This is a genomic window from Clostridium sp. Cult1, assembly GCF_021655095.1.
Classification (GTDB): Bacteria; Bacillota; Clostridia; order Tissierellales; family Tepidimicrobiaceae; genus Schnuerera.
The window spans coordinates 163,375-190,340 of record NZ_PPXW01000001.1; the positions used below are offsets into that span (position 1 = coordinate 163,375).

A 26,966-nucleotide genomic window follows, 5' to 3' on the forward strand; every position below is an offset into this window, starting at 1 on the left:
TTAATCCAGAAATCCTCATGGTCTTTCTTTCCTGATTTAAAATCTTCCAATATTTTATCCACTATATGAACACTAGCTGGAGGATGACAATTTTGTACACTCCTTCCTATAACTGCTTTTGTTCGGGCAAAGATTCTTTCTTTCCCTTGAGAGAAGTATTTTACAGTATCGTTTTTATCTATAAAAGTCATATCTCCTGGAATGACATTTAGTATTTGGCTTATTTCCTCTGGAGTTAAAAATCCAGTTTCAAATCTTACATGACCTGCTTCTGGTAATTTTTCCTCTGTGTCAGAAATATTTATTCTCTTTAGTTCCCATTGGGTTTCTGGCTCTATCAATGCATAGCCAATTTCATCACTTTCCTTATATATGGCTATCCATTCATCTTCCGTCAATGTTTCCAAGGCCATGGGGAATAGTATACTTTCTTCCTTAAAGATCATTTCCTTTATTTCATTAGCCATATTTTCTATTTTTTCTATTACTTCCTCTTTGTTTCCTCTGTAATCCGTAAGCATAAGCTTTCCTTCTTTTATCAAAGCCCTAATATCATCATCTACTCCCCACATCACCTTAGGTGGCGCAGTAATTCCATACTTCTCTAAATAGGGAAATATTAAATTTTCTTTCCTGCTATAATGTTTATCTATATCCCATAATAAGTTTAGGTCCTGAATTAGATTATTTATATTTTCTTTAGAATCATCTTCTTTAAATTCTTTTAAATTATTATTAAGGGTCTCATCCATATATTCTTCTATGGCTTTATTTTCTTGTCTCATAGTATAGACTGGATGACCTGGCACCTCTTCCGGATGATGTATTTCTTCAATTGAGCCTTTAAAGACTGCAGCATGTACATTACATAGACGCTGGATTTCCTCTATAGGCAATCCTTCTTTAACCAATTGGGTTTCCATTGCTGATATTTCCGAAGCGGAAACCCCTTCTATTACCTTAGCAAATTTTTCTTTTACTTCATCTACGGTTCTACCATCATGAAGTTCTTTAATTACTTCCTTTAACATCTTTTGTCTATGTTCTCTATTGTTAATCAATTCACTCATTATATTCACCTCTCATTCTATTTTCTACTTTTCGTATAATACTTTCCTACTTCTTCCCTTTTCCCCATATCCTAATAATCTTACTGCGTTTACTATTACCAATAATACGCTTATTTCATGGATTAACATACCTGAAGATAGAAATACGACCTTACCTAATACTCCTGCTAGTAAAACAGCTGCAACTATAATGGCAAAGTATATATTTTGTTTCATATTTCTCACTGTAGCTCTGCTTAGTCCAATAGCATAAGATAATCTTTTTATTTCGTTGGACATTAACACCACATCTGCCGTTTCCATAGCTACATCAGTACCTGCACCACCTATGGCAATACCTAAATCTGCTGAAGCTAATGCGGGAGCATCATTTACCCCATCTCCAACCATTGCTGTTGCCCCAAATTTTTCTTGTAATTTCTCCAAGGCTTGAACCTTTTCTTCTGGTAAAAGTTCTGCATAATATTCATCTATCCCTAATTCCTCTGATATAGCTGAGGCAGCCCTTTTATTATCTCCAGTTAGCATTACTACCTTTTCAATACCTTGCTTCTTTAAATTCATTATAAGTTCCTTAGCATCTTCCCTAACTGTATCAGCTATAGATATAGTTCCTAATACCTTTTCCATATCTGAAACTATAACCACCGTTTGACCATGTGCCTCTTCACTTTTTACATAATTTTCTTCCTCTTCTCTTATATTGACACTATTTTCCGCTAATAATTTTCTATTTCCTATTAAATATATTTTCCCTTCTATTTTTACCTTTAATCCCTGACCTGTAATTATCCCAGCTTCTTCTGGGGACTCTCTTAATTCTCCATATCTTTCTTCATAGGTTTCAATAATTGCCCTAGCCAATGGATGTTCTGAATAGCTTTCACCTATTGCAGTAATTTTTAATAATTCTTCTTCGTCTATATTAAAAGTCTTCACATTGGTTACCTTAGGTTTACCTTCTGTTAAAGTTCCAGTTTTATCAAAGGCTAATACCTTGATTTTGCCTAACTTCTCCATTATTTCTCCACCTTTGACCAAAACCCCATGTTTTGCTCCATTACCTATTCCTGCTACTATAGAAACTGGAGTTGAAATAACCAAGGCTCCTGGACAAGCTATTACCAATAATGTTAGAGATAGTACTAGATCCTTTGTAAATAAGAACAATAATGCTGCTAAAATTATTATGGCAGGAGTATAGTATCTAGAGAATACTTCTAGAAACTTCTGTGTTCTTGCTTTTTTATCTTGAGCCTCTTCTACCATTTCTAAAATCCTAGCAAAGGTAGTGTCATCCCCAACCCTATCTGCCTTTATCTTTAAATATCCGGATTCGATAATAGTACCAGAAAATACGGTGTCTTCCTCTGTTTTATCTACTGGAATAGATTCTCCTGTAATGGCTGCTTGGTTTATATAAGCATTTCCCTCTATTATGGTACCATCAACAGCAATCTTCTCTCCAGGTTTTACTACTACTATATCTCCTTCTACTACTTCATCAGGTGAAATTTCTACTTCCACTCCGTTTCGTATTACCCTAGCTATATCTGGTGCCAAATCCAATAAGGATTTAATTGAAGATCTAGTTTTCTCCAATGTTTTAGATTCTAAATAATCCCCTAGCATGAATAGAAAGGTTACCGCTGCCGCTTCCCAATACTCTTGTAAAAACATAGCACCTATTACAGCTAGAGACACTAATGCATCTATACCTAAGATTTTATATCTTAAAGCTACAAGAGCATTCTTCATAATTGGTAATCCTGCTACAATGGCAGCGCTGATCATAAATATATTTCCATACCATATATTTAAATCTGTTCTCTTTAATATGAAAGATATTATAATCAATATTCCTGAAAAAACTACCCTTTGACCTTTACTTATTCTCACCGTACTCCCCCTTTCTAAAAATTATCATTTTTCTCCTAGCACCCTGTAGCCTAATCTCTCAATAACCAGTTTTATATCCTCAGATTCTACTATAGATTCATCAAAGGTAACTTTCGCTTTACTTGAATTGAATAATACTTCTGTCTCCTTCACACCTTTTGTCTTTTTTAATGCTCCCTCTATCTTTGCCATGCAAGATGGGCATGTTAATGTTTCTAATTTATAAGTTTTAGTCATCATAAAAAATTCCTCCTTATTTTTTATTTCTTTTTTATTCTGTGTCTTTATTATAAAAAATATTATCATTCAATACTTTGACCTAAATCAAATTTTAAAATCTTTTTCAAAATAATTAGAGGTCAGATAATTTAAAACTTTGTCTGACCTTTTTATTCATAGTAGTTTTTCCAATTCTTTGGCAGGAATAGGTTTGCTAAAATAATATCCCTGACCAATATCGGAGCCAAGTTCTTTCAATATATTCAATTGTTTTTCCGTTTCTATTCCTTCTGCAGTAACCAATATATTAAACTGCTTAGCCAGAAGGATTATAGTTCGAGAAATTGCCCTATTCTTTTCATTTATATCTAGATCCCAAATAAAACTCCTATCGATTTTCAATTCATCTATATTCATTTCACCTAAATAACTTAAATTAGAATATCCTGTACCAAAGTCATCCATTATAACGAAGACTCCTAGTTCTTTTAATCGATCCAACACGTCTAATGTATATGTGATGTCGGATATAGCTGTAGTTTCAGTTATTTCTAATCCTAAATACTTAGGTTCTAATCCTGTTTCCTCCAATATATTAGAGACCATATCTAAAAAATTATAATGTTGAAATTGTCTAGCTGAAATATTGACAGAGACTCGCCTAGGCTTATAGCCTTTATCAATCCATTCTTTATTCTGTCTGCAGGCCTCCCTCAAAACCCATTCTCCAATGGAAAATATTAGCCCAGTCTCTTCCGCTAAAGGTATAAATTCATCGGGGAAAATTAGCCCTCTTCTGGGATTTTCCCAACGTATTAAACTTTCCAGGCCTATTATCTCCCCTGTTTTGATATCGAATTTTGGCTGGTAGTATAAGATAAATTCTCCATTAGTTACTGCTTGTCTCAGTTGATTTAATGTAGTAAGGTTATCATATTCTCTTTTGCCAATTTGCATATTGTATTTAAAATAGCTATTGCCACCTATTTCTTTAGCCTCGTATAATGCAATTTCCGCATTCTTCATTAGAGAGATACTGTCTTGTCCTGCTTCTGGATATATAGCAATCCCAACGCTTGTAGTCAAATATAGTTCATAATCTTTAGAAACTATAGGTTTTTTAAAGCTTTCTATAATCTTATTAACTGTAGTATCTATTTTAGAAATATCTTTTATATTTTTTAGTAGTATTAGATATTCATCTCCTCCATCCCGTGCTATCAAATCCCCTTCCCAGATTAGGTTACCTAGCCTTAACCCTACTAATTTTAATACTTCATCTCCTATATTATGACCTAAATTATCGTTAATATATTTAAACTTGTCTAAATCTAAATGCAATATGCCCAAATTTTCATTCTCAGTCAAATTCTCCATAATTTCTTCTAACTCTTCCATGAAATATACTTTATTGGGGAGATCTGTAATGGGATCGAAATAAGCTAATTTATATATTCTCTCTTGATGAGCCTTTAAATTTTTATTAGCAGTTTCCAATTCATTAGTCCTTTTTGCTACTTCCTGTTGCAATTTTTTATTCCATGTGAAAAGCAACAATAGCACTATACCAATTACTCCAGCACCAATAATTATGTACTTGATATAGGTTCTAAGTACAAAATGTCCATAGGATAACTGGTGTCCAAACCACTTTTTATATATCTTATCGTAAGTTCCATCCTGTTTTATCCGATTCAATCCCTCTTCTAATAGCCTATAAGCTAATTTGTTTTTAGGCAATGTAACTGGTCCATAGGCTGTTTCACCTAAAGGCTCGCCTATGGTCCTTACTTTATTAGTCTTTCTAATATTATTTAGATAGTAAACGGCAGTGATCTTATTCCCTATAAAGGCATCTGCTTCTCCATCTAATAAAGCCTGAATACCTTCTATTTGACTATAACGAGGTATGGAAATAGCCTGAGGTATTTCCTTAATCCGCTCTTCTTGAACATCCCTCGCCTGATAAGCTACTCTTAAACCTTTAAGATCCTCAATGCCATTTATACCAACTACTTCTTTTGGAATAAAGATGGCATGTGAATTAATTACGGTAGATTGAGTAAAGGTATATTTGCCTTTTCTTTCCTCCGTTTTAGACATACCCTGAACACCATCTATTTCTCCATTATCCAAAGCAAATATTGCATCAGCCCATCTCATGGGTATTAACTCTATTTCTATACCCATGGTTTTCTCTATAGCTTTCATTATATCAACATTAAATCCTTTAAATTCACCTTTTTCATCTACATATTCATAAGGTTTAAAATTGTTATCCCCTGCAATCCTCAATTTTATTTTATCTTTAGCGTCTATTGATTCTTTCGATAACTTGGTATACTTATTGATAGATATTGAAATTATAATGAGAATTAGAAAGAGAATACTAACCCCTATAACTCTCCTTTTCATAAAAATCAATCCTTTTTCTAAAAGTAACCCAAAAACCCTATACTGTATATTTCTACACAAGTTGCCAATATCCTTCAATATTTTAATTTTTACACTAATTTATATATACTAATTATATACCCCAATTTAGTAATACTACGAAGATAAAAAAAGCGACTAAAGAACTAAATATCTCTTTGCCGCTTGACATTGTTTATGACCTAGTATTAGCCAATTCCACCTTTACCTTAATGCCCTTTATTCTTTTGTTATTTAACCCTTTTATTACTTGGTGAGCATATTCTTCTGGTACTTCAACAAAAGTAAATTTATCATACATATCTATGTCTCCTACAGTTTTTCTAGGTATACCTGTTTCATTTAGTAATGCTCCTAATATATGCCTTGGGCTTACCCCTTTTCTTTTCCCAGTATTTATATATATTCTTGCTGTAGTACTAATACCCTTTGTACCATAATCTACTGCATCTAATTCTCTATGACCTTCTAACTTGTTATTTTCAAGATAGAATTTCAACAAAGCTGCTGCTATATCAAAAGAAGTGTAATCCTCATCTAATAATTGGTTAAGCATCTTTTCGTACCTATCTAATTGTCCCTTATCTATTTCACCTTTAATCTTTTCTATTAATATATCACTTTGCCGTTCTTCCATATCTTTTAATGTAGGCAGATCCTTCCTAACTATCTTAGTCTTAGTATATCTTTCAATATCTTTAATCCTATACCTATCTCTACCTACTACAAAACTAAGGGCTATCCCTTCCCTGCCAGCTCTAGCAGTTCTACCAATTCTGTGGACATAATACTCTTCATCCTGAGGTATATCATAGTTAAATACAATATCTACATCATCTACATCTAAACCTCTAGCTGCCACATCAGTAGCTACCAAAATATCAATATTCCCTGTTCTAAACTTAGACATTACCCTATCCCTTTGAGATTGTTTTAAATCTCCATGGAGTCCATCGACGAAATATCCCCTTCCTTGTAATTCAATAGTTAGCTCATCTACCTTCTTCTTAGTATTACAAAATACTATAGAAAGCTTAGGATTGTATATATCTATAAGCCTAGATAATATTTCAGTCTTCATATGCTCCTTTAATTCAAAATAATATTGTTCTACTCTTGGTACGGTTAACTCCTTGTGTACTACTTTAATAGTTTTAGGATTTGTCTGATACCTTTTAGCAAAATCTACTATTTCTTTAGGCATAGTGGCTGAAAAGAATATGGTCTGTCTTTCTTCAGGCATATGATTTACAATGAGTTCAATATCATCCCTGAACCCCATATCAAACATTTCATCTGCTTCATCCAATACTAGCATCCTTATACTTCCTAGTTTTAATGTTTTTCTTCGAATATGGTCTATTATTCTACCAGGAGTTCCAACCACTATCTGAACACCTTTTTTTAAGGCTTTTATCTGTCTATCAATAGGCTGTCCTCCATATATAGGCAGAACAAAAATATCCTTTTTATACTTAGCTAATCTTCTAACTTCCTCTGCCACTTGTATGGATAATTCTCTTGTAGGGCATAAAACCATAGCTTGTAAACTTCTATCCTTCCTATTACATTTTTCAATAATAGGTATACCAAAGGCAGCAGTTTTTCCCGTTCCCGTTTGAGCCTGCCCAATTATATCTATACCTTCAAGTAAATTTGGTATTGCTTGAGATTGAATAGGAGACATCTCCTCAAACCCCATATCGGAAACTGCTTTTTGAATTTCCTCTGAAAGATTAATATCTTCAAATTTTAATTTATCCATTAATTTTACTACATCCTTCCTTTTTTATCTAACTTGTTAAGTATATATATAATATGGCTTTTTTGCAAGGGAAATATGAATTTAAAAAATACAAATTTAAATATTTTTCTTTCGTGAACCTAAGTATTAAGTTGAATTATCAGACTATTAAAGATATTATAATATTAAGTATTAAAACTAGGAGGGATTATAATGGATATGAAATGGAGTTTAGATGAGCTATATACCTCTTTTGATTCAAAGGAGTATCAATCAGACTTAAAAGCCTTCAATGAAAAAATAGAAAGTTTCGTTCAATGGACAGAAGAGAATTTAAAATCCTTTGAGGAAGCTGAGAAAAAAATCTCCGAATGCTTGAATAGGCTAATAGAATTATCTAGTCTATCTTCAAAATTAATGGCCTATCCTCGCCTAATATCTAGTGTTGAAGCTAAAAATCAAATGGCATTAAAATACCTGGACAAATTACAGATAAAGTATTCAGAAATCACCAAACCCTATGTACAATTTGAAAAATTTATTGGAAGTTTAAATAATTTAGATGGGATTATCAATTCTTCTGAATTTCTTAAAGAGCATAGTTTCTTTTTAAATGAGGTTAAAAAGAATACTAAATATTTACTTAGTGAAAAAGAGGAAATATTAATCTCTAAAATGAAAAACACTGGATCTAAAGCTTGGACAAAACTTCAAAATATATTGAGCTCTACATTATTAGTTGATATTGAAATAGATGGGGAGCTAAAACAACTTCCTCTGCCTGTAGTTAGAAATATGGCCCATAGTAAAGATAAGGATTTAAGAAAAAAAGCCTATGAAGCAGAATTAAAATCTTATAGTAAAATTGCTGAATCTTCTGCTGCCGCTTTAAATGGAATTAAAGGAGAAGTTATAGAAATTGCAGAGATGAGAGGATATACATCTCCTTTAGATGAAACTTTGTCTAAATCCAGAATGGATGAAGAAACTTTAAATGCCATGTTAACAGCCATAGAAGAATTCTTGCCAATATTTCATAAATATTATAGAAAAAAAGGCGAACTTTTAGGTTATGAAAATGGATTGCCTTTTTATGATATATTTGCTCCTGTTGGAGATATGAACAAGGTCTATACTTATAGTGACGCTCGAGATTACATTATAAGAAATTTTAAAACCTTTAGTGAAAAATTATCCAATTTTGCAGATAATGCTTTTAGAAATAGATGGATAGACGCTGAACCAAGGGAAGGTAAAAGAGGAGGAGCTTTTTGCTCTAATCTTCATCCTATTAAAGAAAGTAGAATACTTGCTAATTTTAATGGTAGCTTTAGTAATGTTATTACCTTAGCCCATGAGCTAGGTCATGGCTATCATGGACTATGTATACAGAAAGAAAGCATTTTAAACAGTAGATACCCCATGCCTATAGCTGAAACTGCTTCTATATTCTGTGAAACCATTGTAATGAATGCAGCCTTAGGTGAAGCTAGTGAAGAAGAACAACTGAGTATATTAGAATCCTACATTCAAGACGCAGGTCAAGTTATAGTAGATATATATAGCAGATTCTTATTCGAAAAAGAACTATTTGAAAGAAGAAAGGAACATTCTCTATCTGTAAATGAACTAAATGAAATAATGGTAGAAGCGCAGAAAAAAGCCTATGGAAATGGATTAGATCATAACTACCTTCACCCCTATATGTGGGTAAACAAACCCCATTATTATTATGGAGAACGAAATTTCTATAATTTTCCTTATGCTTTTGGGCTATTATTCTCCAAAGGATTGTACGTAGAGTATTTAAATAATAAGGATAGATTCGTAAAAGAATATGATAGCTTCCTTAGAGCTACTGGCAAAAACAATGTAGTTGATGTGGCTAAATTAATGGACATAGATGTATATTCGCCAGATTTCTATAGAAGTTCATTAAAGCTTATTGAAAAAGATATTGAAAAATTCGTTGAACTAGTAGAAAATATTAAGTAATGTCATTAATTAGAAAGTAGGTATTTCAAATGAGCATAATATCAAACTTTAATAATAAGGAAGTTACCTTTTTGGTCTATATTATAATAGTAAATATTGTATCTTTTTTTACCTTTGGATTGGATAAATCTAAATCAAAGAAAAACGACTGGAGAATCAGTGAAATGAGCTTAGCGGTTATAGCCTTAATAGGAGGGGCTGCTGGTGCATTGTTAGGAATGGTAGCTTTTAAACATAAGACTAATAAAGTTAAATTCACTCTTGGTATCCCAATAATCTTCATACTAAATAAGGTATTAGAACTGATAATATTTAATTTTTTGAGATAATCAAATATTCTTTAGAATATAAAAGGATTTTTAAAATTTATGTAGAATAGAATAATGTGGAAAGATTTAACTATTATAGAAAGAGGTCGAAAAACAAAGATGGGGAAGAAAAAGGGTTCAAAAATCTGTATTATGATAATCCCCCATACAGAAAAAGTAAGAAGGTTAACGATTCCACAATGGTTGCCCAAAGTTTCTTTAGTATCCATATCAGCAATTTTTATAGCAGCTTCTTTAATTTTTAATAATATCTATTGGTCTAATATAAGTTTAAAAAAAGAAAATAATGATAGAATGGCTGAAATCAAGAACCTAGAAGAAGAAAATAGTAAAAAAGAATCAGAGCTATCCAAACTAAAATCCCATACAAAGGAATTATACGAAAAAACCAATGAAGTTGAAGATAAGTTAGCTGAAATAGAAAAATTACAAAGGCAAGTAGAAAAAATAGCTGGCATAAAAAGCCCATCTAGAGGTGGGAGAGTAGGCGACGATATTCCTATTGAGGCATTAGAGCCTACAGAAGAGATTCAGGTATTAAAAGAAGTACTAGAAAATAAGGAAAAAGAATTACTAGTTTTTATCGATGATTTAGAAAAGCGATTTGAATATCTAGAAACGGTACCTGATCTATGGCCTGCTCAGGGTAGATTGACTTCTACCTTTGGAAATAGGAAAAATCCCTTTGGAAGGGGAGTTAGGTTTCATTATGGAATCGATATAGCTAATTCAATGGGTACGGATATTTGGGCTGCCGGAAGTGGAAAGGTCGTATTTTCAGGATACAAATCTGGTTTAGGTCGAACTATTATAATAGAGCATAATAATGAGTATACCACTGTATATGGACATAACAGTAAATTGCTTGTTAATGAAGGAGATAACGTAGAGAAAGGACAGGTTATATCAAAAATGGGCAGCACTGGTAGAAGTACTGGTTCTCATCTTCATTTCGAAATACATAAAAATGGTAAACCTATAGATCCGTTAACTATTCTTAAATAAAGGGTAAGGGGGAAAACTTGTGTTTAGTAAAAAGGTTGAAAAGTCAATGGAAATTGACTCTTTAATTGGTGAAAATATTAAGGTAATAGGTAAAATTGAAGGTAAGGGGAACTTGAGAATCGACGGTGTTATTGAAGGAGATATCAATTACCAAGGTGATATTATTATAGGTGAAGCTGGCAATGTAAAAGGAAATATCCATTGCTACGATATCTCTTTAGCTGGAGTAGTAGAAGGTAATATTAAATCCCCAAAAAAATTAACCCTTCATTCCACTGGAAAACTAATGGGAGATGCTGAAGTTTCCAATCTTATAGTCCATGAAAATGCATTTTTCCAAGGTAGTTGTAAAATGGCTAATAAAAAGAATGAGAAAATTGATGCTAATGATAGAAAAATTGAAAAAGCTAAATAACAATTTGATTAATAAAAGTAGGCTTAAAACTAAGCCTACTTTTATAACATAAATTGGAATAGATAAACGACAAAAGATAAAATCATCTTTTAAATCTTCCGTTGATGCAGGATTATAGAGACTAAAGAGTAACACTCCAAATATAAATGCATAGATAATGTAAAACCTTATTATACATCTTACAGTTTTTCTAATTTTTATGATATTCATTGTCATATCTCCTAAATTGATGTGTTTGGATCAATTATCCTTTCAGTTTCATAATAAGTTTATCATATGAAAAAATCATCTCAATGTGTTAATGAATATATTTCCAATATAAATGAGCCGGGGTTATCCCGGCTCATTTATGAGCAATAATATCTATTAACTCAACTTGGGGTGAAATATAATCTTCCTTTACTAATTCTTCTTTCATCAAATCCGTACTTAGATACTTTTTATTATCATCTGGAAAAACGGTAACGATAATCTTCTCAGGTCCTAAAATCTCCTGTACCCTTATAGCCCCTATAAAATTGGCACCAGAGGAAATGCCTACGCCTAATCCCATCTCAGCTGCCAATCTTTGAGCCATTATTATAGCATCTCCATCATGAACATCAATAATATCATCTAATTCATCAAGCTTAGTAATAGGTGGAATAAATTCATCGGATATTCCCTGAATCCTATGTTGCCCTACTTTATGGCCTGTAGACAAGGTAGGGGAACTAGAGGGTTCTAAAGGATATAGTTTAATATTTGGATTGTTTTTCCTCATATATTTACCTATACCCATAATAGTGCCTCCAGTTCCCACTCCAGCAACTATGCCATCAGGTTTTAGGTTTAACTTTTCAAGTTGTTTCAATACCTCTGGCCCTGTAGTATTATAATGGGCTTCAATATTGTCTTCATTTGAAAATTGACAGGGTAAAAACACATCATCGTTTTCTTCTGCCAATTGTTCCCCCATTTTAATACTGCCTAAAAATCCACCTTCTTCTGGACTAACTAATCGGATATCTGCACCAAAACTTTTTATTAAATTCATCCTTTCCTGACTCATCCAATTAGGCATGAATATAATTACTTTATGTCCAAGGGAGCTACCAATAGCAGAAAAGGAAATCCCTGTATTTCCACTAGTTGCCTCTACTATACTGTAGCCTTCCTTTAATTTTCCAGTTCTATATCCTTTATCTATGATGTGTAATGCCATTCTATCCTTAATGCTACCCGTTAGATTGTATTGTTCTGCTTTAACAAATACTTTACGATCCATACCTTTATATTTAAAATGGATCTCTAGTAAAGGAGTATTCCCTATCAAACTAGATAAACTTTCTATCCTCTTAAAAATTTTATCCATTGTCATATCCAATTCTCCTATTCTATGAAATTATTGTATTCCTACTGTTAAAACAATATCCCCTCAACAGTCAACCTTTCCTTCCATAGAATCTTTGTATATTTAATCTTAAGTTCATCATCTTTTGCAACTACATCTGATTTCACATATACATCAATATCATCAACTTTGTGAAGATTAAATTCTTCAATGTTTTCAGGCTTTCCCATCCTAACTGATGGTTGTGGTTCACTAGGACCTCAAGAAGCGCAGCCTTCAAGCCACACCTCTATGGCTTTTTCCCCTTTAGATTTAATGAAATTTTTTGCCTTTTTATCTATTAAAATTTCCATTTTTATTCCTCCTTCAAAGAATCTTTGCTAAACCTCTTCTATTGTTGAGCTATTATAAATATCTGTATCTAATTCACCCATGAATTTGCTAGATAGCACTCCTGCCAACATGGACCCACTTACGTTTAACAGGGTTCTACCCATATCGATTAAAGGTTCAATAGCTATTAACAATCCTACTAAACCTACTGGAAGCCCCATGGCTGATAATACGGTAAGGGCAGCAAAAGTAGCTCCTCCACCTACTCCAGCTATTCCAAAAGAAGCTAAAGCCGTTATTATGGTTAGCTTAATTAAAAAGGCTGGTGCCATTGGATTTATACCAACTACAGGGGCAATCATTACGGCTAGCATAGCTGGATATATTCCTGCACATCCATTTTGCCCTATACTAGTTCCTAAAGAACCAGATAGATTTGCATGACCTTCAGATACTCCTAGGTTTCTTACTTGGTTGTTAATATTTAAAGGCAAAGTTCCAGCTGAAGATCTAGAAGTAAATGCGAACATTAAAACTGCAGCAGATTTTCTAACATAGGTTATAGGGTTTAATCCAAATATCATCAGTATTATTAGATGGATAACGAACATTATGGCTAGAGCCACGTAGGATGCTATAACAAATTGGATTAACCTGGCTATTTCAGAAAAATCACTACTTGACACTACTCTGGTCATTAAGGCTAAAACCCCGTAGGGAGTAAGTCTTAATATCATAGTAACCATTCTCATAACAATATCGTGAAATGTTTTTATCAAATTAATAAAGTTTTCTGCTGATTCTGGTTTAGTTCTTTTAATGCCAATAGTAGCCAATGCTATAATAACTGCAAAAAATACAACTGATAGGGTTGCGGAACTACCTTGGCCAGTCATAGCATAAAAGGGATTAATGGGAATTATCTCCACTAATTGCTGCTGAATAGGCTTTGATTGGAAATCCTCCAACCTTTCTTCTAGCCCCATACTTGCTTGTTGCTCTTTTTCACCTGCCATAAGTCCCTCTGAAGTTAAATTGAAGGCTTTAGCCGTTCCTGCACCAATAAGGGCAGAAATTGCAGTGGTGATTAATAGGATTGCAATAATTTGAGTCGCCATCTTCCCTAAATTTTTGGAATCCTGGCTAACTATAGCGTTGGTAATGGATACAAATATTAAGGGAATTACGATCATTCTCAATAACCTTACGTATCCAGTCCCTATTACATCAAACCAACTATTAGATTGGGTTATAATTTCTGATCCAGATCCAAATATTAGCTGAAGAGCTGCTCCAAAAACAATTCCTAACACTAGAGCAAGTAAAACTCTAATGGTAAAGGATATTCCTTTTTTCTTTAAAGATAATAAACCATATATTAGAGCTGCCATTATAATGACATTTATAATTACATATAAAGTTATATTCATTTTTCTACCTCCTTGTTTTATTCATAGTTCTACCTTGTATAGGTATATTAAATTTACCCCCTTTTTATGTAAATTAACATTTTAATTGTATAATTAGTGATATTTTCTACCAATAGAAAAGAGACCTTAATCGGTCTCCAATATTATACGAATAGACTTTTATCGCTTATATCCTTAAATAAAGATAATAGTTCTTCCTTCGTTAACGATTTTTTCATATTTCCATCTATGTCTAGAATCTTTTTCCCTAGGTGAAGCATTATTAGTCTATTCCCATATTTAATGGCATGTTCTATATTATGGGTTACCATGATAGTAGTCAGCCCTTTTTCTTTAACTACCTTTTCGGTAATATCCATAACTATTTGGCTAGTTTTAGGATCTAAAGCTGCAGTATGCTCATCTAATAACAGTAAATCTGGGTTCCCAATAGTTGCCATAATCAATGCTAGAGATTGTCTTTGTCCTCCTGATAGTTGGGAAACAGGAGTGTGTAGTTTATCCTCTAAGTTTAAGCCTAGAATCCCTAATGAATCTTTAAAAAACTCTTCATCATCTTTATCCATTAAAAAAGTTAACCCAAATTTTTTCCCTTTATTCTTAGCCATAGATAGGTTTTCATATATGGTCATAGAAGGATTGGTACCCATAGATGGATCTTGGAATATTCTAGATATATTTTTACATTTTTCATATTCATCTTTTTCCGTTACATCCACTCCATTTAAGGTAATCTCTCCTTTATCCACTTCCATTTTACCAGATATTAGATTTAAAAGGGTAGATTTACCTGCACCATTACTGCCAATGACGGATATGAAATCCCCTTTTTCTATATTCAAAGAAAAATTTTTAAATAATTCTTGTTCATTTATATTGCCTTTATTAAAAGTTTTAGATATATTATTTAATCTAAGCATTTCTACTACCTACTTCCCCTAACTTTGAAGAGTATTCCGTCTTTTCTTTCTTTAAGGTATATTTTTTAAATAATCCTCTACCATTGCCAATAGACAAGGCAATTACCACAATAATTGAACTAATAAGCTTTAAATCACTAGGATTAAAACCAGCTCTTAGACTTAAAGCTATACTAGTCCTATAGACTAAAGTGCCAAATATACATAATATACTAGAGTTTGAAAGTTTAAAGTTCCTAAATACGCTAAATCCAATTATTATAGAGGCAAGTCCCATAATCATAGTTCCAGTACCCATATTTATATCGCTAAAACCCTGATACTGGGCTAATATTCCTCCTGATAAAGCTATAAAAGCATTAGATAAGGAAAGAGCAAATATCTTAATACTGCCCGTATTTATACCTAAGGAAATAATCATGTTTTCATTGTCTCCAATACCTTTCAGCAAATAGCCTAGTTTTGTTTTGAAAAATAAGGTAAAAAACATTCCAGAAATAGCAGCAAAGCAGAATATAATTAGCAATATATTTCTACCTGTAAATATGGTGTTCTGGTTGAATAAGGGAAGATTAGCCATCCCACCCATTACCCTAAGGTTTATGGAATAAAGTCCAATCATCACCAAAATACTAGAAAGTATATCCTGTATTTTAAGCTTAACGTTTAATATGCCAGTTATAGTACCGGCTACAGCTCCTGCCAACATGGAAATTAACAAAGACATAAAAGGATTAACTCCTTTAGTTATTAGTATTGCCGATACACTGGCACCTAAAGTAAAACTACCATCTGCTGATAAATCTGCAAATTTAAGAATTTTATAAGTTATATATATGCCCATAACTGCTATGGAGAAAATTAAACTTTGTTGAATAATACCTAATATAAAACTATTCATCTAATCTTCCCCCTCTACTATAACTGCTCCATCTAATATCTCTTCTGGTAAACTAATACCCAATTTATCGGCTATATCCTTATTTATAGTAAGTTCAGTTTCCGTTGGCCTAGAAACAGGTAATTCCTTTACTTCCTTTCCTTCTATTATATCTATAGCCATAAGTCCCGTTTCATATCCTAGTTTATAATAGTCTAAACCTTCACAGGCTAAAGCTCCATTTTTAACCATAGGTTCATCTACTCCGATAGAACCTATATTATTATCTAAAGCCACCTTAGTTATTATTGACATACTAGAAGCTATTAAATTATCCGATGGAAGGAATAGGAAGTCAATTTCTCTAACTTTACCACTTAGGGCTGGCTCTATCTCCGATGAATTAGTAACGGGTATTTGGACTATCTCAAGACCTTGTAATTTAGCTGCTTCTTTAGCCAGTTCTACTTGCACCTGAGAGTTTACTTCACTGGTATTATAAGGTATTCCCACCTTTTTTGCATGAGGATAGATTGTTTTACCTAATTCTAATTGTTTCTCTATAGGCACCATATCTGTAGTTCCGGTTATATTTCCTTCTGGAGATTCTATATTTTGTATTAATCCTGCTGATATAGGATCTGTTACAGCTGTAAATAATATTGGAATATCTTTAGTAGATTGGAATGCGGCTTGGGCTGATGGGGTAGATATGGCAAGGATTAAATCTTTCTTCTGAGATACAAAGTTCTGAGCTATAGTTGTAGTTAATGCTATATCTCCTTGAGCAAACTGTGTATCTATTTCAATATTTTTTCCATCTTCATAGCCTTTCTCCTTTAAGGCATCGATGAACCCTTCCCGTGCTAAATCAAGAACGGGATTTTCAATAATTTGACTAATACCTATGGAAAATATTTTTTGAGAATTTTGAGATGAACATCCATTTAAAGATAAGCTAATAATTAATAACAAAATAAAGCCTAAGCACTTACTTAGACTGGTAAGACCTTTATTACCTACCATGCTACCATCCTCCTAATATTAATTTTTGAATTGATAAATCCTACTAATCTACCTTCCTACCCTTAGCCTACAGGCTATCTACAAAAATATATGATTAAATTATAATATGTTTTGAAATTATTGTCAACAATATTTTGAATATTTTAATCTACTACTGGAATAGACCTATGTCCAACTGCTATGGCTAAATCGTTTAAATGAAGTAGCCCTATACTTATAAATAAACAAACTACCACATGTTCCCCTGATCTAGCTATGCCTAATTTTCCACCAAAATTAAGGCCTAATGCTTTAGAATCTACTTGGCTTATGGCATCCTTAGCTGCTCCTGCTACTGCCCCTTCATGGACATGAATATCCTTGATAATCCCCGTTTTTTTTGAAGCCACCAATGCTCTTTCTATAATCTTAGGTATAGAATTAATTAAATCTCCGCCAATGTCTACAGCTGCTCCTTTAATATCCCTTTTTTCAAATTCACCTATTAAAGTCTTCTCCTCTTCTCTAGTTGATACTGCTAATTTTATAGCTGCCTTTGCAACTTCCGTACTATTGTAATTCATACTAATCCCTCCTATATATGTAATTGTATAATATATAAGAAAAAAATCCAATGATAAATGGATGATAAATTGATATAATCCTATGGTAACAAATATATATTGATTATTGACTCCTATTGTGATAGCATTTTTCATATATAAAGTAAACTTATATATTGACAAATACAGAGAATTATCATAAATAGTCCTATACAAAAGAGAGGAGAAAAAATATGAAAACCAATGTTTATGTACTTTATGGAGGCAAATCTGTTGAACACGAGGTATCTTTAAAATCTGCTTCGGCTATACTAAATGCTTTAGATAGATCTAAATTCAATGTTTACCCAGTATATATTACAAAAGAAGGTATATGGTGTAATCTAGGATTATTAGAAGAGGAAATAGAGGATGTAAAACAACTACAAATTGAACCATCTACTACCGTAGCTAAATCCATAGGGGAGTTTCTAGCTAAGGATTTTAGGGAAGGGGAGAAAAATATCATATTCCCAGCTATCCATGGAATTAACGGAGAAGATGGCACTATTCAAGGTCTCCTAGAACTATTAGATGTACCCTATGTAGGAAATGAAGTTTTATCCTCTGCTGCAGGAATGGACAAGGTAATAATGAGGGATATATTTGCTAAACATGGTATACCTCAAACAGAATACACTTCCCTTCGATTACATAATTGGAAAGAGGATGAAGAAAGATGCTATCAACAGGTAGAAGAAAAAATCGGCTATCCTTGTTATATTAAGCCTGCTAATTCCGGTTCTAGCGTTGGAATATCTAGAGCTGAGAATAGGGAAAATCTTAAAAAGTCTTTCCAAGAAGCTTTCCTCTATGATTGTAAAATTATCATAGAAAAGGAAATCATAGGTAGGGAGATGCAAACCTCAGTTATAGGGAATGATTATCCTAAAGCCTCTGTCTCGGGAGAATTTATTATGGAAAAGCCTTTCTTCGATTATAATGCCAAATATATAGATGGTAAAATAATTCCCGTAGTCCCTGCCAGATTAGAACCTGCAGTTGCTGATAAGGTAAGGGAAATGGCAATAAAATCTTTTAAGGTCCTAAATTGCTATGGTCTTGCTAGAGTAGATATATTCGTTACTGATGATAATCAAGTATTAGTAAATGAAGTAAATACCATGCCAGGCTTTACAGCGTTAAGTATGACTCCCGTTCTATGGGAAGCTACTGATGGTACTACCTATGCTGAACTAATCGAATGGTTAATCCAATTGGCCTTCCAAAGGTATCAACAAAAAAAATCCATCTTGTATACAAGGGGCGTTGAAGAATGATAAAACGTAAATTAAAAGATATAGAATTAATGGTTAAAGGTTTAGGTTTAAAAAGGGAGTATGAAGACATTTATATAGAAGGGGTATCTACCGACTCGAGAACTATTGGAAAAGGCCAGTTGTTCATACCCTTAATAGGTGAAAACTTCAATGGACATAGTTTTATAGAACAAGCCATAAAAAAAGGTGCTATAGCCTCATTATGGGACAAAAGTCAGCCTATACCTGAATTGGACTTTCCCTTTATTTTAGTAGAAGATACTTTAATAGCTCTTCAACAATTGGCTAAAGAATATAGAGAGCAGTTAAATGTGAAAGTAATTGGCATAACAGGTAGCAACGGCAAAACCACTACTAAGGATATTATAGCCAGTATATTGAGTACTAAATACAAAACAAAAAAAACTAAAGGCAACTACAATAACCTTATAGGTGCACCTCTTACCCTATTAGAATTAGATGAAGACACTGAAGTTTCTGTAGTGGAAATGGGAACGGATAAATTTGGGGAAATATCAATACTTACCTCTATAGCTAAGCCAGACGTAGCCATTATAACCAATATTGGTGAAGCCCATTTAGAGGATTTAAAAACTCCAGAAAACATTGCCAAAGCAAAGCTAGAAATATTGGAAGGGTTGTCTAAGGATGGATTATTCATATACTGGGGTGATGACCCAATACTAAAAAAGATAATAAAGGATATGGTAATAGAACAGAAAATCACTACCTATGGAATAGAAGAACCAAACGACTACCAATGTGAACTAGGATTAGTTGATGAAAATGGTATTTCCTTTAAGCTGAAAAAACCAGACGAGGAAGATTTTTTCCTACCGATGCTAGGAAAACACAATATGTATAATGCTACTGCAGCCATAGCAGTGGCTAGGTATTTTGATATACCATTCAATCTAGTAAGAGAAGGTTTATACCATGTTGAAAAAACGGGAATGAGGAATGAGTTAGTATATGCAGAAGGTTTCACCATATTAAATGATTCCTATAAATCCAATCCTTCAAGTGTATTAGCAGCCTTAGATACCCTTTATCATATGGATCAATACAGTCAAAAAATAGCAGTATTAGGGGATATGTTAGGATTAGGTGAAGATGAAATAGCAATGCATGAGAATATAGGTAGAAAAATAGACCCAGAAAAAATTGATTATTTATTTACCATTGGACCTTTTGCCGAATATATAGCTAAAACTGCTAAGATAAAGTTTGAAAAAGATAAGATAATATCCTGTGTAAATAAGCCTCAATTAATTAAAAGATTAAAAAAGGTTATTAAACCTAAGTCCATAATATTAGTAAAAGCTTCTAGACCTTTAGAATTAGAGGAAGTAGTGGATAAATTAAAAGAGGAAGTAGTATTGCCTAAAGATCGAGTCATATAAATAAGATGTGGAGGACAATCCTTCACATCTTATTTTAATCCATTTTTTATTATTATAATCCGTATATCTTCATAGCTTATTTCTTCTGGTAATATTTCCTTAATAGGCCTCAATCTCTCCAATCCTACTTGATCTATGGCTTTTAGTATCTTTTCTTCCTTGGTTGGATCATCTATAAACCTAAACCAATCTACTGTTTTTCCTCTCTCCTCGCACCTTTCCAAATGCTTGATTATGGTATTAAGAGTAAGATTCCTTATTTTTGCAATCTCCTCTAAGGAAAGGCCTTCTAAATAACAGTTATAAGTTTCCTCATACCTGTCTATAGATTCTACTTTTAGTGATTTCTCTATCTCCACTCTTTTAATATTAGAAATATCCATATTGTTCCTATCCAAATAATCCCTAATTATATTGATAAAATCTTCCCCATAGTTCTCATATTTCATTAAACCTATGCCTTTTATCCTTAAAAATTCTTCCTTATCCTTGGGAAAGTAAGTAGCCATTTCCTTTAAAGTGGAATCATGAAATATTATAAATGGAGCTACACCCTTTTGTTGAGCTAATCTATACCTAAGTTCCCTTAACTCGGCAAACAATTTTTTATCGTAATTTTCATCTATATACTCTAAATCCAAGGTCCTTTTTCTAGTAATTTGTTTTGATTCTAATAGTTCTTTCTTATGGTATACTTTCACGTCTCCCTTTAATACTGGAATGGAAGCTGATGTCAATTTTAAAATGGGATATTTGTCTGCTGTCATATGGATATAATCCATGGCTACCAAGGTCATAATAATCTCCTTTAAAGCTGGTTCTGTATACTCCTTCATAATCCCATAAGTAGATAGATTATCTAAACCTAATTCCAATATCCGCTTCCCTTTAGACCCTTTTAAAATCTGGGTTATCATAGTAGCTCCATATCTTTCCCTGACCCTATATATACAAGAAAGGATCTTCTGGGCTTCTATTGTAATATCTACCATCTCCGATTGACTTAAGCAGTTCCCACAATTATCACATTTTTCATCTTCTATTTCCTCTCCAAAATACTTCAATATACTATTTCGCAGGCATTCGTTAGTATTGCAATAATCCACCAAATATTGAAGGTTTTTATATAACATAGTCTCCCTTTCCTGAGAAAAGGTGCTACTCTGAATTAAAAACTTCTGTTTAACTATATCCCCAGGAGAGTAAAGGAGTATACAATCACTAGCTTCACCGTCTCTACCAGCCCTGCCTGCTTCTTGGTAATAGGCTTCCATATTTTTAGGCATATTATAATGGATTACAAACCTAATATCTGGTTTATCTATACCTAGTCCAAAGGCATTAGTAGCAACGATAACCCTGACTTTATTATATATGAAATCATCTTGATTTTTTTGTCTAGTGTTGGAGTCCATACCCCCATGATAATTTACAGCAGATATACCCTTTTCTATTAATTTCTCTGTCAAGGATTCTACGGTTTTTCTAGTAGCACAATAGATTATCCCTGATTCCTCTCGGAAACTTTCTTCCAAATAATCTATTAAATATTTAAATTTGTTCCTTACCTTTATGACCTGATAGAATAGATTAGGCCTATCGAAACCTATTATAGATACTATAGGATCTTTTAATCCTAATAAGGTTTTAATTTCCTCTACTATTTCTCTAGTGGCAGTAGCTGTATAGGCAGAAACAACTGGTCTATTATCTAAAGAATTAATAAATTTAGGTATTTCAAGATAACTAGGTCTAAAATCATGACCCCATTGGCTTATACAATGAGCTTCATCTACTGCAACCATGGAGATATGAATGCTCTTTACTAAATTTAAAAATAGATATGTATTTAACCGCTCTGGAGCTATATATAAGATTTTATATTTTTTTGCCTTTATATCCTGTAACCTAATATTGAATTCTCTATCACTAAGGGTACTGTTTATAAAGGTTGCAGGTATTCCCATCTCCTCTAATGAATCTACTTGGTCCTTCATAAGGGAAATCAAAGGTGAAATAACTATAGTTATCCCTTCCATTAAAACAGCAGGCAATTGATAACAAAGGGACTTACCTCCACCAGTAGGCATTACCCCTAATACATCTCTACCTTCTAAAGTCCCTTCTATTAAAATCTTTTGACCTTTTTTAAACTCATTAAACCCAAAAATATTCTTTAATCCTTTATAAATATCCATTTTAAAACTCCTAATTTATAAATAGTTTACTTTCTATTATAACATAGTTTAGCTAAATAGAGATGACTGCTGTAACTAAAGTAGAGAGAAAACTTTTATCGGATAAAATTAGAAAATAATAGTATACTAAAGTTGATTAAACTATTAATTAATGATATCTTTAATTTAAATCGATAATATTTCGGATATTGAAATAATGAAAGGGAGGAAGCCATGTTTAAATTAGGTAATAATTATTATGGATTTAAGCTAATAGAAGAAACTGAAGTTAAAGAAATCCAATCTATAGCAAGGATATTCACACATGAAAAAACCGGAGCAAAACTACTACATTTAGAAAATGATGACCATAATAAGGTGTTTTCCATAGGGTTTAGAACTCCTCCATCAGATAGTACAGGAGTTCCCCATATTATAGAACATTGTGTTCTATCTGGTTCTAGAAAATATATTACAAAAGAACCCTTTATGGATATGGTGAAAGGTTCTTTACAGACCTTCTTAAACGCCATGACTTTTAGCGATAAAACCCTTTACCCTGTAGCCAGCAGAAATGAAAAGGACTTTTTCAACTTAATGGATGTCTATTTAGATGCAGTATTTTATCCTAAAATTTATGAAATACCTGAAATTTTTATGCAAGAAGGGTGGCATCATGAAATATTTGATGAAGAAGAAAATATTAGATATAAAGGAGTAGTCTATAATGAAATGCAAGGCGCCTATTCTTCTCCAGAAAGGATATTGGGAGAAAATATAGGTAAATCCTTATATCCAGATACTTGTTATCAATATTCCTCTGGTGGAAATCCAGATATAATTCCTGAACTTAGCTATGAAGGCTTTTTAGATTTTCATAGAAGGTTCTACCATCCATCTAATAGCTATATATATCTATATGGCAATGGAAATGTTGAAAAACAACTTAAACATATAGATGAAAATTATCTATCCAATTTTGATAAAGCCGAAATCCATTCAACTATTGGAATTCAAAAACCTTTTACCTCAAGAAACGAAATAGTAGATTATTATCCTATTTCCAGTGAAGAAAATGATGAAAATCGCAGCTATCTAAGCTTGAACTTCGTATTAGGAGAAAATACAGACCCAGAAATCTATCTTATGACTAGTATACTAAGCCAGTTGCTAGTAGAATCGGAAGCAGCACCATTAAAAAAAGCTTTACTAGATGAGGGCATAGGGGAAGATATTTTTCCCGTTAGCTCCGGAGGACTACAGCCTAGCTTTGGTGTAGTTGCTAAAAATACTTCTCCAGACAAAAAGGCACAGTTTGAAAAGGTAATTTTTGAAACATTAAATAATTTAGTTGAAAATGGAATAGATAGAAAACTAATAGAAGCCTGTATAAATATAGTTGAATATGACCTTAGAGAAGCATCCAAGTTTCCAACTAAAGGTATTGTCTATAATATGATATCTTTAGATAGCTGGTTATATGATGGGGATCCTTTAGTCCATTTACAATTTGATAAGACTTTAAATAAGCTAAAATCCAATATGGACACTAGTTATTTTGAAAATTTCATTAAAGAGCGAATAATCAACAATCCTCATAGTTCTCTGGTAATAATTGAACCAAAGAAAGGGTTAGGAGAAGAAAAACAGAGAATTATGGAAGGAAAATTGGATGAATATAAAAAATCTTTAAGTCCAGAGGAAATTAAAGAATTAATTGAGGAAAATAATAAACTAAAGGAAATGCAGGTTGCCGATGATTCGGAAGAAGCTAAAGCTACTATCCCTAAACTCTCCATAGCCGATGTAGAACCAAAAGCCCAAGTTATCCCTCAGAAGATAATTAAAGAAGATAAGTTGACAATATTGTCTCATAATATATTTACAAGTAAAATTGCTTATGTAGATTTCTATTTTGATATTAGCATGGTAGAGGAAAAGTTAATCCCTTATATTAATCTACTGATAGGATTGCTAGGGAAAATAGATACTAAAAAAAGACCTTACTCCCAATTAGCCAATGAAATCTACATCCATACTGGCGGCATAGACTTTGATGTTACCTGTTACGACCAAAAGAATAGTGATGAATTATACCATCCTAAACTTATTGTGAAAGGAAAAGCCATAGGGGATAATATAACCAAAATGATGGAGCTTGTTTCTGAATTGATTACTCAATCAAAAATTGAAGATAAGAAACGTATTAAAGAATTATTCCAACAGATGAAATCACGAATAGAAATGACCATATTTGATGCAGGACACTCGGTAGCCGCTAGTAGAGTTAGCTCCTATTTTTCACCTTCTAAAAAGTATATGGAAAGGTTAAAAGGTCTAGACTTCTATTGGTTCTTATCTGATATACTTGAAACTTTTGATAGCAATAGTGAAGAAATTTTATCTAATTTGAATAAGGTTTATAATATGGTATTTAGCGCAGATAATTTAATCCTTAGCTTTACTGGAGACGAGGATGATTTTTCATTGGTAAAGGCTAATTTACCTATTGTAATAGATAAACTTAATACACTAGACTTTCAACCTATAAAATATGGCTTTGCTGAAGAAAGGTTAAATGAAGGTATATTATCTTCAGCTAATGTCCAATACGTTTCAAAAGGATATAATTTTAGGAGACTAGGATTTAACTATAATGGTAGCATGAGAGTTTTATCCACCATATTGAGTAGAGATTATCTTCACAATAAGATTAGAGCCCAGGGTGGAGCCTATGGTGCAGGTATTCTATTGGATAGAACTGGCCATATAGTAACCTTCTCCTATAGGGACCCAAATTTAGATAGGACTATTCAGGTATATGATAAAATGGCAGATTATATCGATAGTTTAAATATAGATGAAGAAGAATTGACTACCTATATAATAGGAACTATGAGCCAATTAGATCCAGCTACCACTCCCCATATGAAGGGGCAGATTGCAACAAATAGATATATTTCAAAGATAACTCAAGAAGATATTCAAAAAACAAGGGATGAAGTTTTGGCTACAAAACTTGAAGATATAAAGGCCTTTATACCTCTAATTGATAAGGCTATGAAAGAAGATTATCTATGTGTATTAGGCAATGAAAATATGATTAAGGATAATGAGAAACTATTTAATAAGCTTGTACAGCTGAAGAAATAGTAGTAAAAATAATGTAATTCCAGATTTTCAAGAAAGCACAGAGGACACTTAAGCAATATTTTAATGGCCAAGATGACCTCTGTGCTACCTTTATTTTCTCATATTTTAAGATTACCTTAATTCTTCTCGGCTATATTTGGGGACCGTGTTAGTGAATTCTTCATATATATTCCTTCTTAAATTTTCATCTGCAAATATATCGTACCCAGTTAGAGCCATTGCCTTAGCCCCTTTAATCATCTGCTTATGGGCCCTAGGGCTATTAGCAGCCTTTGTAAAATCCATAGAATGACTATTAACCCCTTTATCTGCTATTTTTATATAGGAATGGATAGAAGGAATTTTAAGGCTAACATTCCCTATATCTGATGCTCCATATTTCATACTTGGATCTGGATATTCCATATCTACCCCAAATTCAGCAATATTTTCTTTAAGCCTTTCGTCAATAAATCTATTTGGATATCTTTCAGTATACATTAGACCTTTTGTTATCTTCCCTTTAACCCCTATTAATTTTTCTACCGTTTTTACTATATGTTCTACATATCCTACAACTACATTTAAATCTTTAGCCGTGGCTGCTCTTACCGAAAATTCACAGGAAGCATAGTCTGGAATTATATTTGCTGCCCTTCCACCATCAGTTATAATACCGTTTATATTGGTCTTTAATGGAAACAAAGCTCTAAATTGATCTATCATATTGAAGGTCTGTATTACAGCTTGCAAAGCATTAATTCCCCCTTCTGGAAAAGAAGAATGGACTGATCTACCCTGGTATTCTATTCTAATGCTTCTAGTTGCTAATCCTCCCCTACAAATCAAATTATTTACACAGGGATGCATCATTAAAGCATAGTCTATATTATCAAAGCATCCTTTTTCTAACATTATAATCTTTCCGCCGCCACCTTCTTCACCTGGTGTTCCCAGTATGACAATTCTACCATTTATATGCTCTGCTACTTCTTTTAAGCCAATAGCCGCACCTACAGCCATAGTAGCTATTAAATTATGGCCACAACCATGGCCAATTTCAGGTAAAGCATCATATTCTGCTAAAAAGGCTACTGTAGGCTCTTTCTTCTTTCCATGATACTCTCCTCTAAAGGCAGTTTCCAATCCTCCTATCCCCTTTTCAACAGTAAAGCCATGTCTTTCTAGTACAGCAGTTATATTTTCTACTGCACTAAACTCCTCAAAGGCTAATTCAGGTTTCTCGTGGATTTTATTGCTTAACTGTATTAATTCTCTTTCTATACTATCAATTTTTTCTATTATAGTTTCCCTACATTTCATTTATGAATACTCCTTCAATAATAATTTTATATGGAATAA

The 26,966-nt window shown here is 32.8% G+C and carries 21 protein-coding genes; 7 read left to right on the forward strand and 14 right to left on the reverse strand.

The window, feature by feature from the left end:
* From C3E89_RS00690 to C3E89_RS00710, 5 genes are all read right to left on the reverse strand, one after another.
* A partial coding sequence (locus C3E89_RS00690) for a DUF438 domain-containing protein (RefSeq protein WP_236910588.1) occupies nt 1–1,070 on the reverse strand: 1,070 nt, incomplete at its 3' end.
* Nucleotides 1,071–1,094: 24 nt separating this feature from the next.
* The gene (locus C3E89_RS00695) at nt 1,095–2,969 is read right to left on the reverse strand and encodes a heavy metal translocating P-type ATPase (protein ID WP_236910589.1); all 1,875 of its coding nucleotides are present in this window, start codon (nt 2,967–2,969) and stop codon (nt 1,095–1,097) included.
* 24 nt (nt 2,970–2,993) lie between these two features.
* Entirely contained in the window at nt 2,994–3,209 is a 216-nt protein-coding gene (locus tag C3E89_RS00700) for a heavy-metal-associated domain-containing protein (protein WP_272876544.1), read from the reverse strand.
* A gap of 153 nt (nt 3,210–3,362) precedes the next feature.
* Nucleotides 3,363–5,603: an EAL domain-containing protein gene (locus tag C3E89_RS00705; RefSeq protein ID WP_236910590.1), complete on the reverse strand. Its 2,241-nt coding sequence runs from the start codon at nt 5,601–5,603 to the stop codon at nt 3,363–3,365.
* A 193-nt stretch (nt 5,604–5,796) separates the two neighbouring features.
* Nucleotides 5,797–7,386 (reverse strand): DEAD/DEAH box helicase, encoded by a 1,590-nt coding sequence (locus C3E89_RS00710; protein ID WP_236910591.1) that lies wholly within the window; start codon nt 7,384–7,386, stop codon nt 5,797–5,799.
* 192 nt (nt 7,387–7,578) lie between these two features.
* Between C3E89_RS00710 and C3E89_RS00715 the strand changes: the two genes are divergently transcribed.
* The 4 genes from C3E89_RS00715 to C3E89_RS00730 are packed head-to-tail and all read left to right on the forward strand — an operon-like array spanning nt 7,579 to nt 11,109.
* Entirely contained in the window at nt 7,579–9,360 is a 1,782-nt protein-coding gene (locus C3E89_RS00715) for a M3 family oligoendopeptidase (protein ID WP_236910592.1), read from the forward strand.
* Between the two features lie 29 nt (nt 9,361–9,389).
* Complete coding sequence (locus C3E89_RS00720; protein ID WP_236910593.1) at nt 9,390–9,689, forward strand: DUF1294 domain-containing protein; 300 nt, start codon at nt 9,390–9,392, stop codon at nt 9,687–9,689.
* Between the two features lie 54 nt (nt 9,690–9,743).
* Nucleotides 9,744–10,694: a M23 family metallopeptidase gene (locus C3E89_RS00725; protein WP_236910594.1), complete on the forward strand. Its 951-nt coding sequence runs from the start codon at nt 9,744–9,746 to the stop codon at nt 10,692–10,694.
* A 19-nt stretch (nt 10,695–10,713) separates the two neighbouring features.
* On the forward strand, nt 10,714–11,109 hold the full coding sequence (locus C3E89_RS00730; RefSeq protein ID WP_236910595.1) for a bactofilin family protein: 396 nt from the start codon (nt 10,714–10,716) through the stop codon (nt 11,107–11,109).
* A gap of 343 nt (nt 11,110–11,452) precedes the next feature.
* Here C3E89_RS00730 and C3E89_RS00735 read toward each other — a convergent pair whose 3' ends face one another.
* The 7 genes from C3E89_RS00735 to C3E89_RS00765 form a co-directional block, all read right to left on the reverse strand.
* Nucleotides 11,453–12,469 carry a PLP-dependent cysteine synthase family protein gene (locus C3E89_RS00735; RefSeq protein ID WP_336512927.1) on the reverse strand — a complete coding sequence of 339 codons (1,017 nt, stop codon included), beginning with the start codon at nt 12,467–12,469 and terminating at the stop codon, nt 11,453–11,455.
* 41 nt (nt 12,470–12,510) lie between these two features.
* Nucleotides 12,511–12,795 carry a CC/Se motif family (seleno)protein gene (locus tag C3E89_RS13230; RefSeq protein ID WP_264175392.1) on the reverse strand — a complete coding sequence of 95 codons (285 nt, stop codon included), beginning with the start codon at nt 12,793–12,795 and terminating at the stop codon, nt 12,511–12,513.
* 27 nt (nt 12,796–12,822) lie between these two features.
* Complete coding sequence (locus tag C3E89_RS00745) at nt 12,823–14,205, reverse strand: L-cystine transporter (protein WP_236910596.1); 1,383 nt, start codon at nt 14,203–14,205, stop codon at nt 12,823–12,825.
* Between the two features lie 143 nt (nt 14,206–14,348).
* Entirely contained in the window at nt 14,349–15,125 is a 777-nt protein-coding gene (locus C3E89_RS00750) for an ABC transporter ATP-binding protein (RefSeq protein ID WP_236910597.1), read from the reverse strand.
* A complete protein-coding gene (locus tag C3E89_RS00755) occupies nt 15,118–16,026 on the reverse strand; it encodes an ABC transporter permease (RefSeq protein WP_025642322.1) in 909 nt (302 codons plus the stop codon). The genes C3E89_RS00750 and C3E89_RS00755 overlap by 8 nt, the downstream gene beginning before the upstream one ends.
* On the reverse strand, nt 16,027–17,031 hold the full coding sequence (locus C3E89_RS00760) for an ABC transporter substrate-binding protein (RefSeq protein ID WP_236910598.1): 1,005 nt from the start codon (nt 17,029–17,031) through the stop codon (nt 16,027–16,029).
* Between the two features lie 143 nt (nt 17,032–17,174).
* Entirely contained in the window at nt 17,175–17,594 is a 420-nt protein-coding gene (locus tag C3E89_RS00765) for a HutP family protein (protein ID WP_005585403.1), read from the reverse strand.
* A 212-nt stretch (nt 17,595–17,806) separates the two neighbouring features.
* On the opposite strand from C3E89_RS00765, the gene C3E89_RS00770 reads away from it, so the two are divergent.
* Both C3E89_RS00770 and C3E89_RS00775 read left to right on the forward strand, forming a co-directional pair.
* Nucleotides 17,807–18,892, forward strand: a complete 1,086-nt coding sequence (locus C3E89_RS00770; RefSeq protein WP_236910599.1) for a D-alanine--D-alanine ligase — start codon at nt 17,807–17,809, stop codon at nt 18,890–18,892.
* Nucleotides 18,889–20,295: a UDP-N-acetylmuramoyl-tripeptide--D-alanyl-D-alanine ligase gene (locus tag C3E89_RS00775; RefSeq protein ID WP_236910600.1), complete on the forward strand. Its 1,407-nt coding sequence runs from the start codon at nt 18,889–18,891 to the stop codon at nt 20,293–20,295. Before C3E89_RS00770 ends, C3E89_RS00775 begins: the two co-directional genes overlap by 4 nt.
* Nucleotides 20,296–20,324: 29 nt before the next feature.
* Here the strand turns inward: C3E89_RS00775 and recQ are convergent, their stop codons facing one another.
* On the reverse strand, nt 20,325–22,493 hold the full coding sequence (gene recQ / locus C3E89_RS00780) for a DNA helicase RecQ (RefSeq protein ID WP_236910601.1): 2,169 nt from the start codon (nt 22,491–22,493) through the stop codon (nt 20,325–20,327).
* Between the two features lie 213 nt (nt 22,494–22,706).
* Here recQ and C3E89_RS00785 point away from each other — a divergent pair, with 213 nt between their 5' ends.
* Entirely contained in the window at nt 22,707–25,625 is a 2,919-nt protein-coding gene (locus C3E89_RS00785) for an insulinase family protein (RefSeq protein WP_236910602.1), read from the forward strand.
* A 111-nt stretch (nt 25,626–25,736) separates the two neighbouring features.
* On the opposite strand, the gene C3E89_RS00790 is transcribed toward C3E89_RS00785, so the two are convergent.
* Nucleotides 25,737–26,927 carry an amidohydrolase gene (locus tag C3E89_RS00790; protein ID WP_236910603.1) on the reverse strand — a complete coding sequence of 397 codons (1,191 nt, stop codon included), beginning with the start codon at nt 26,925–26,927 and terminating at the stop codon, nt 25,737–25,739.
* Between the last annotated feature and the right edge of the window lie 39 nt (nt 26,928–26,966).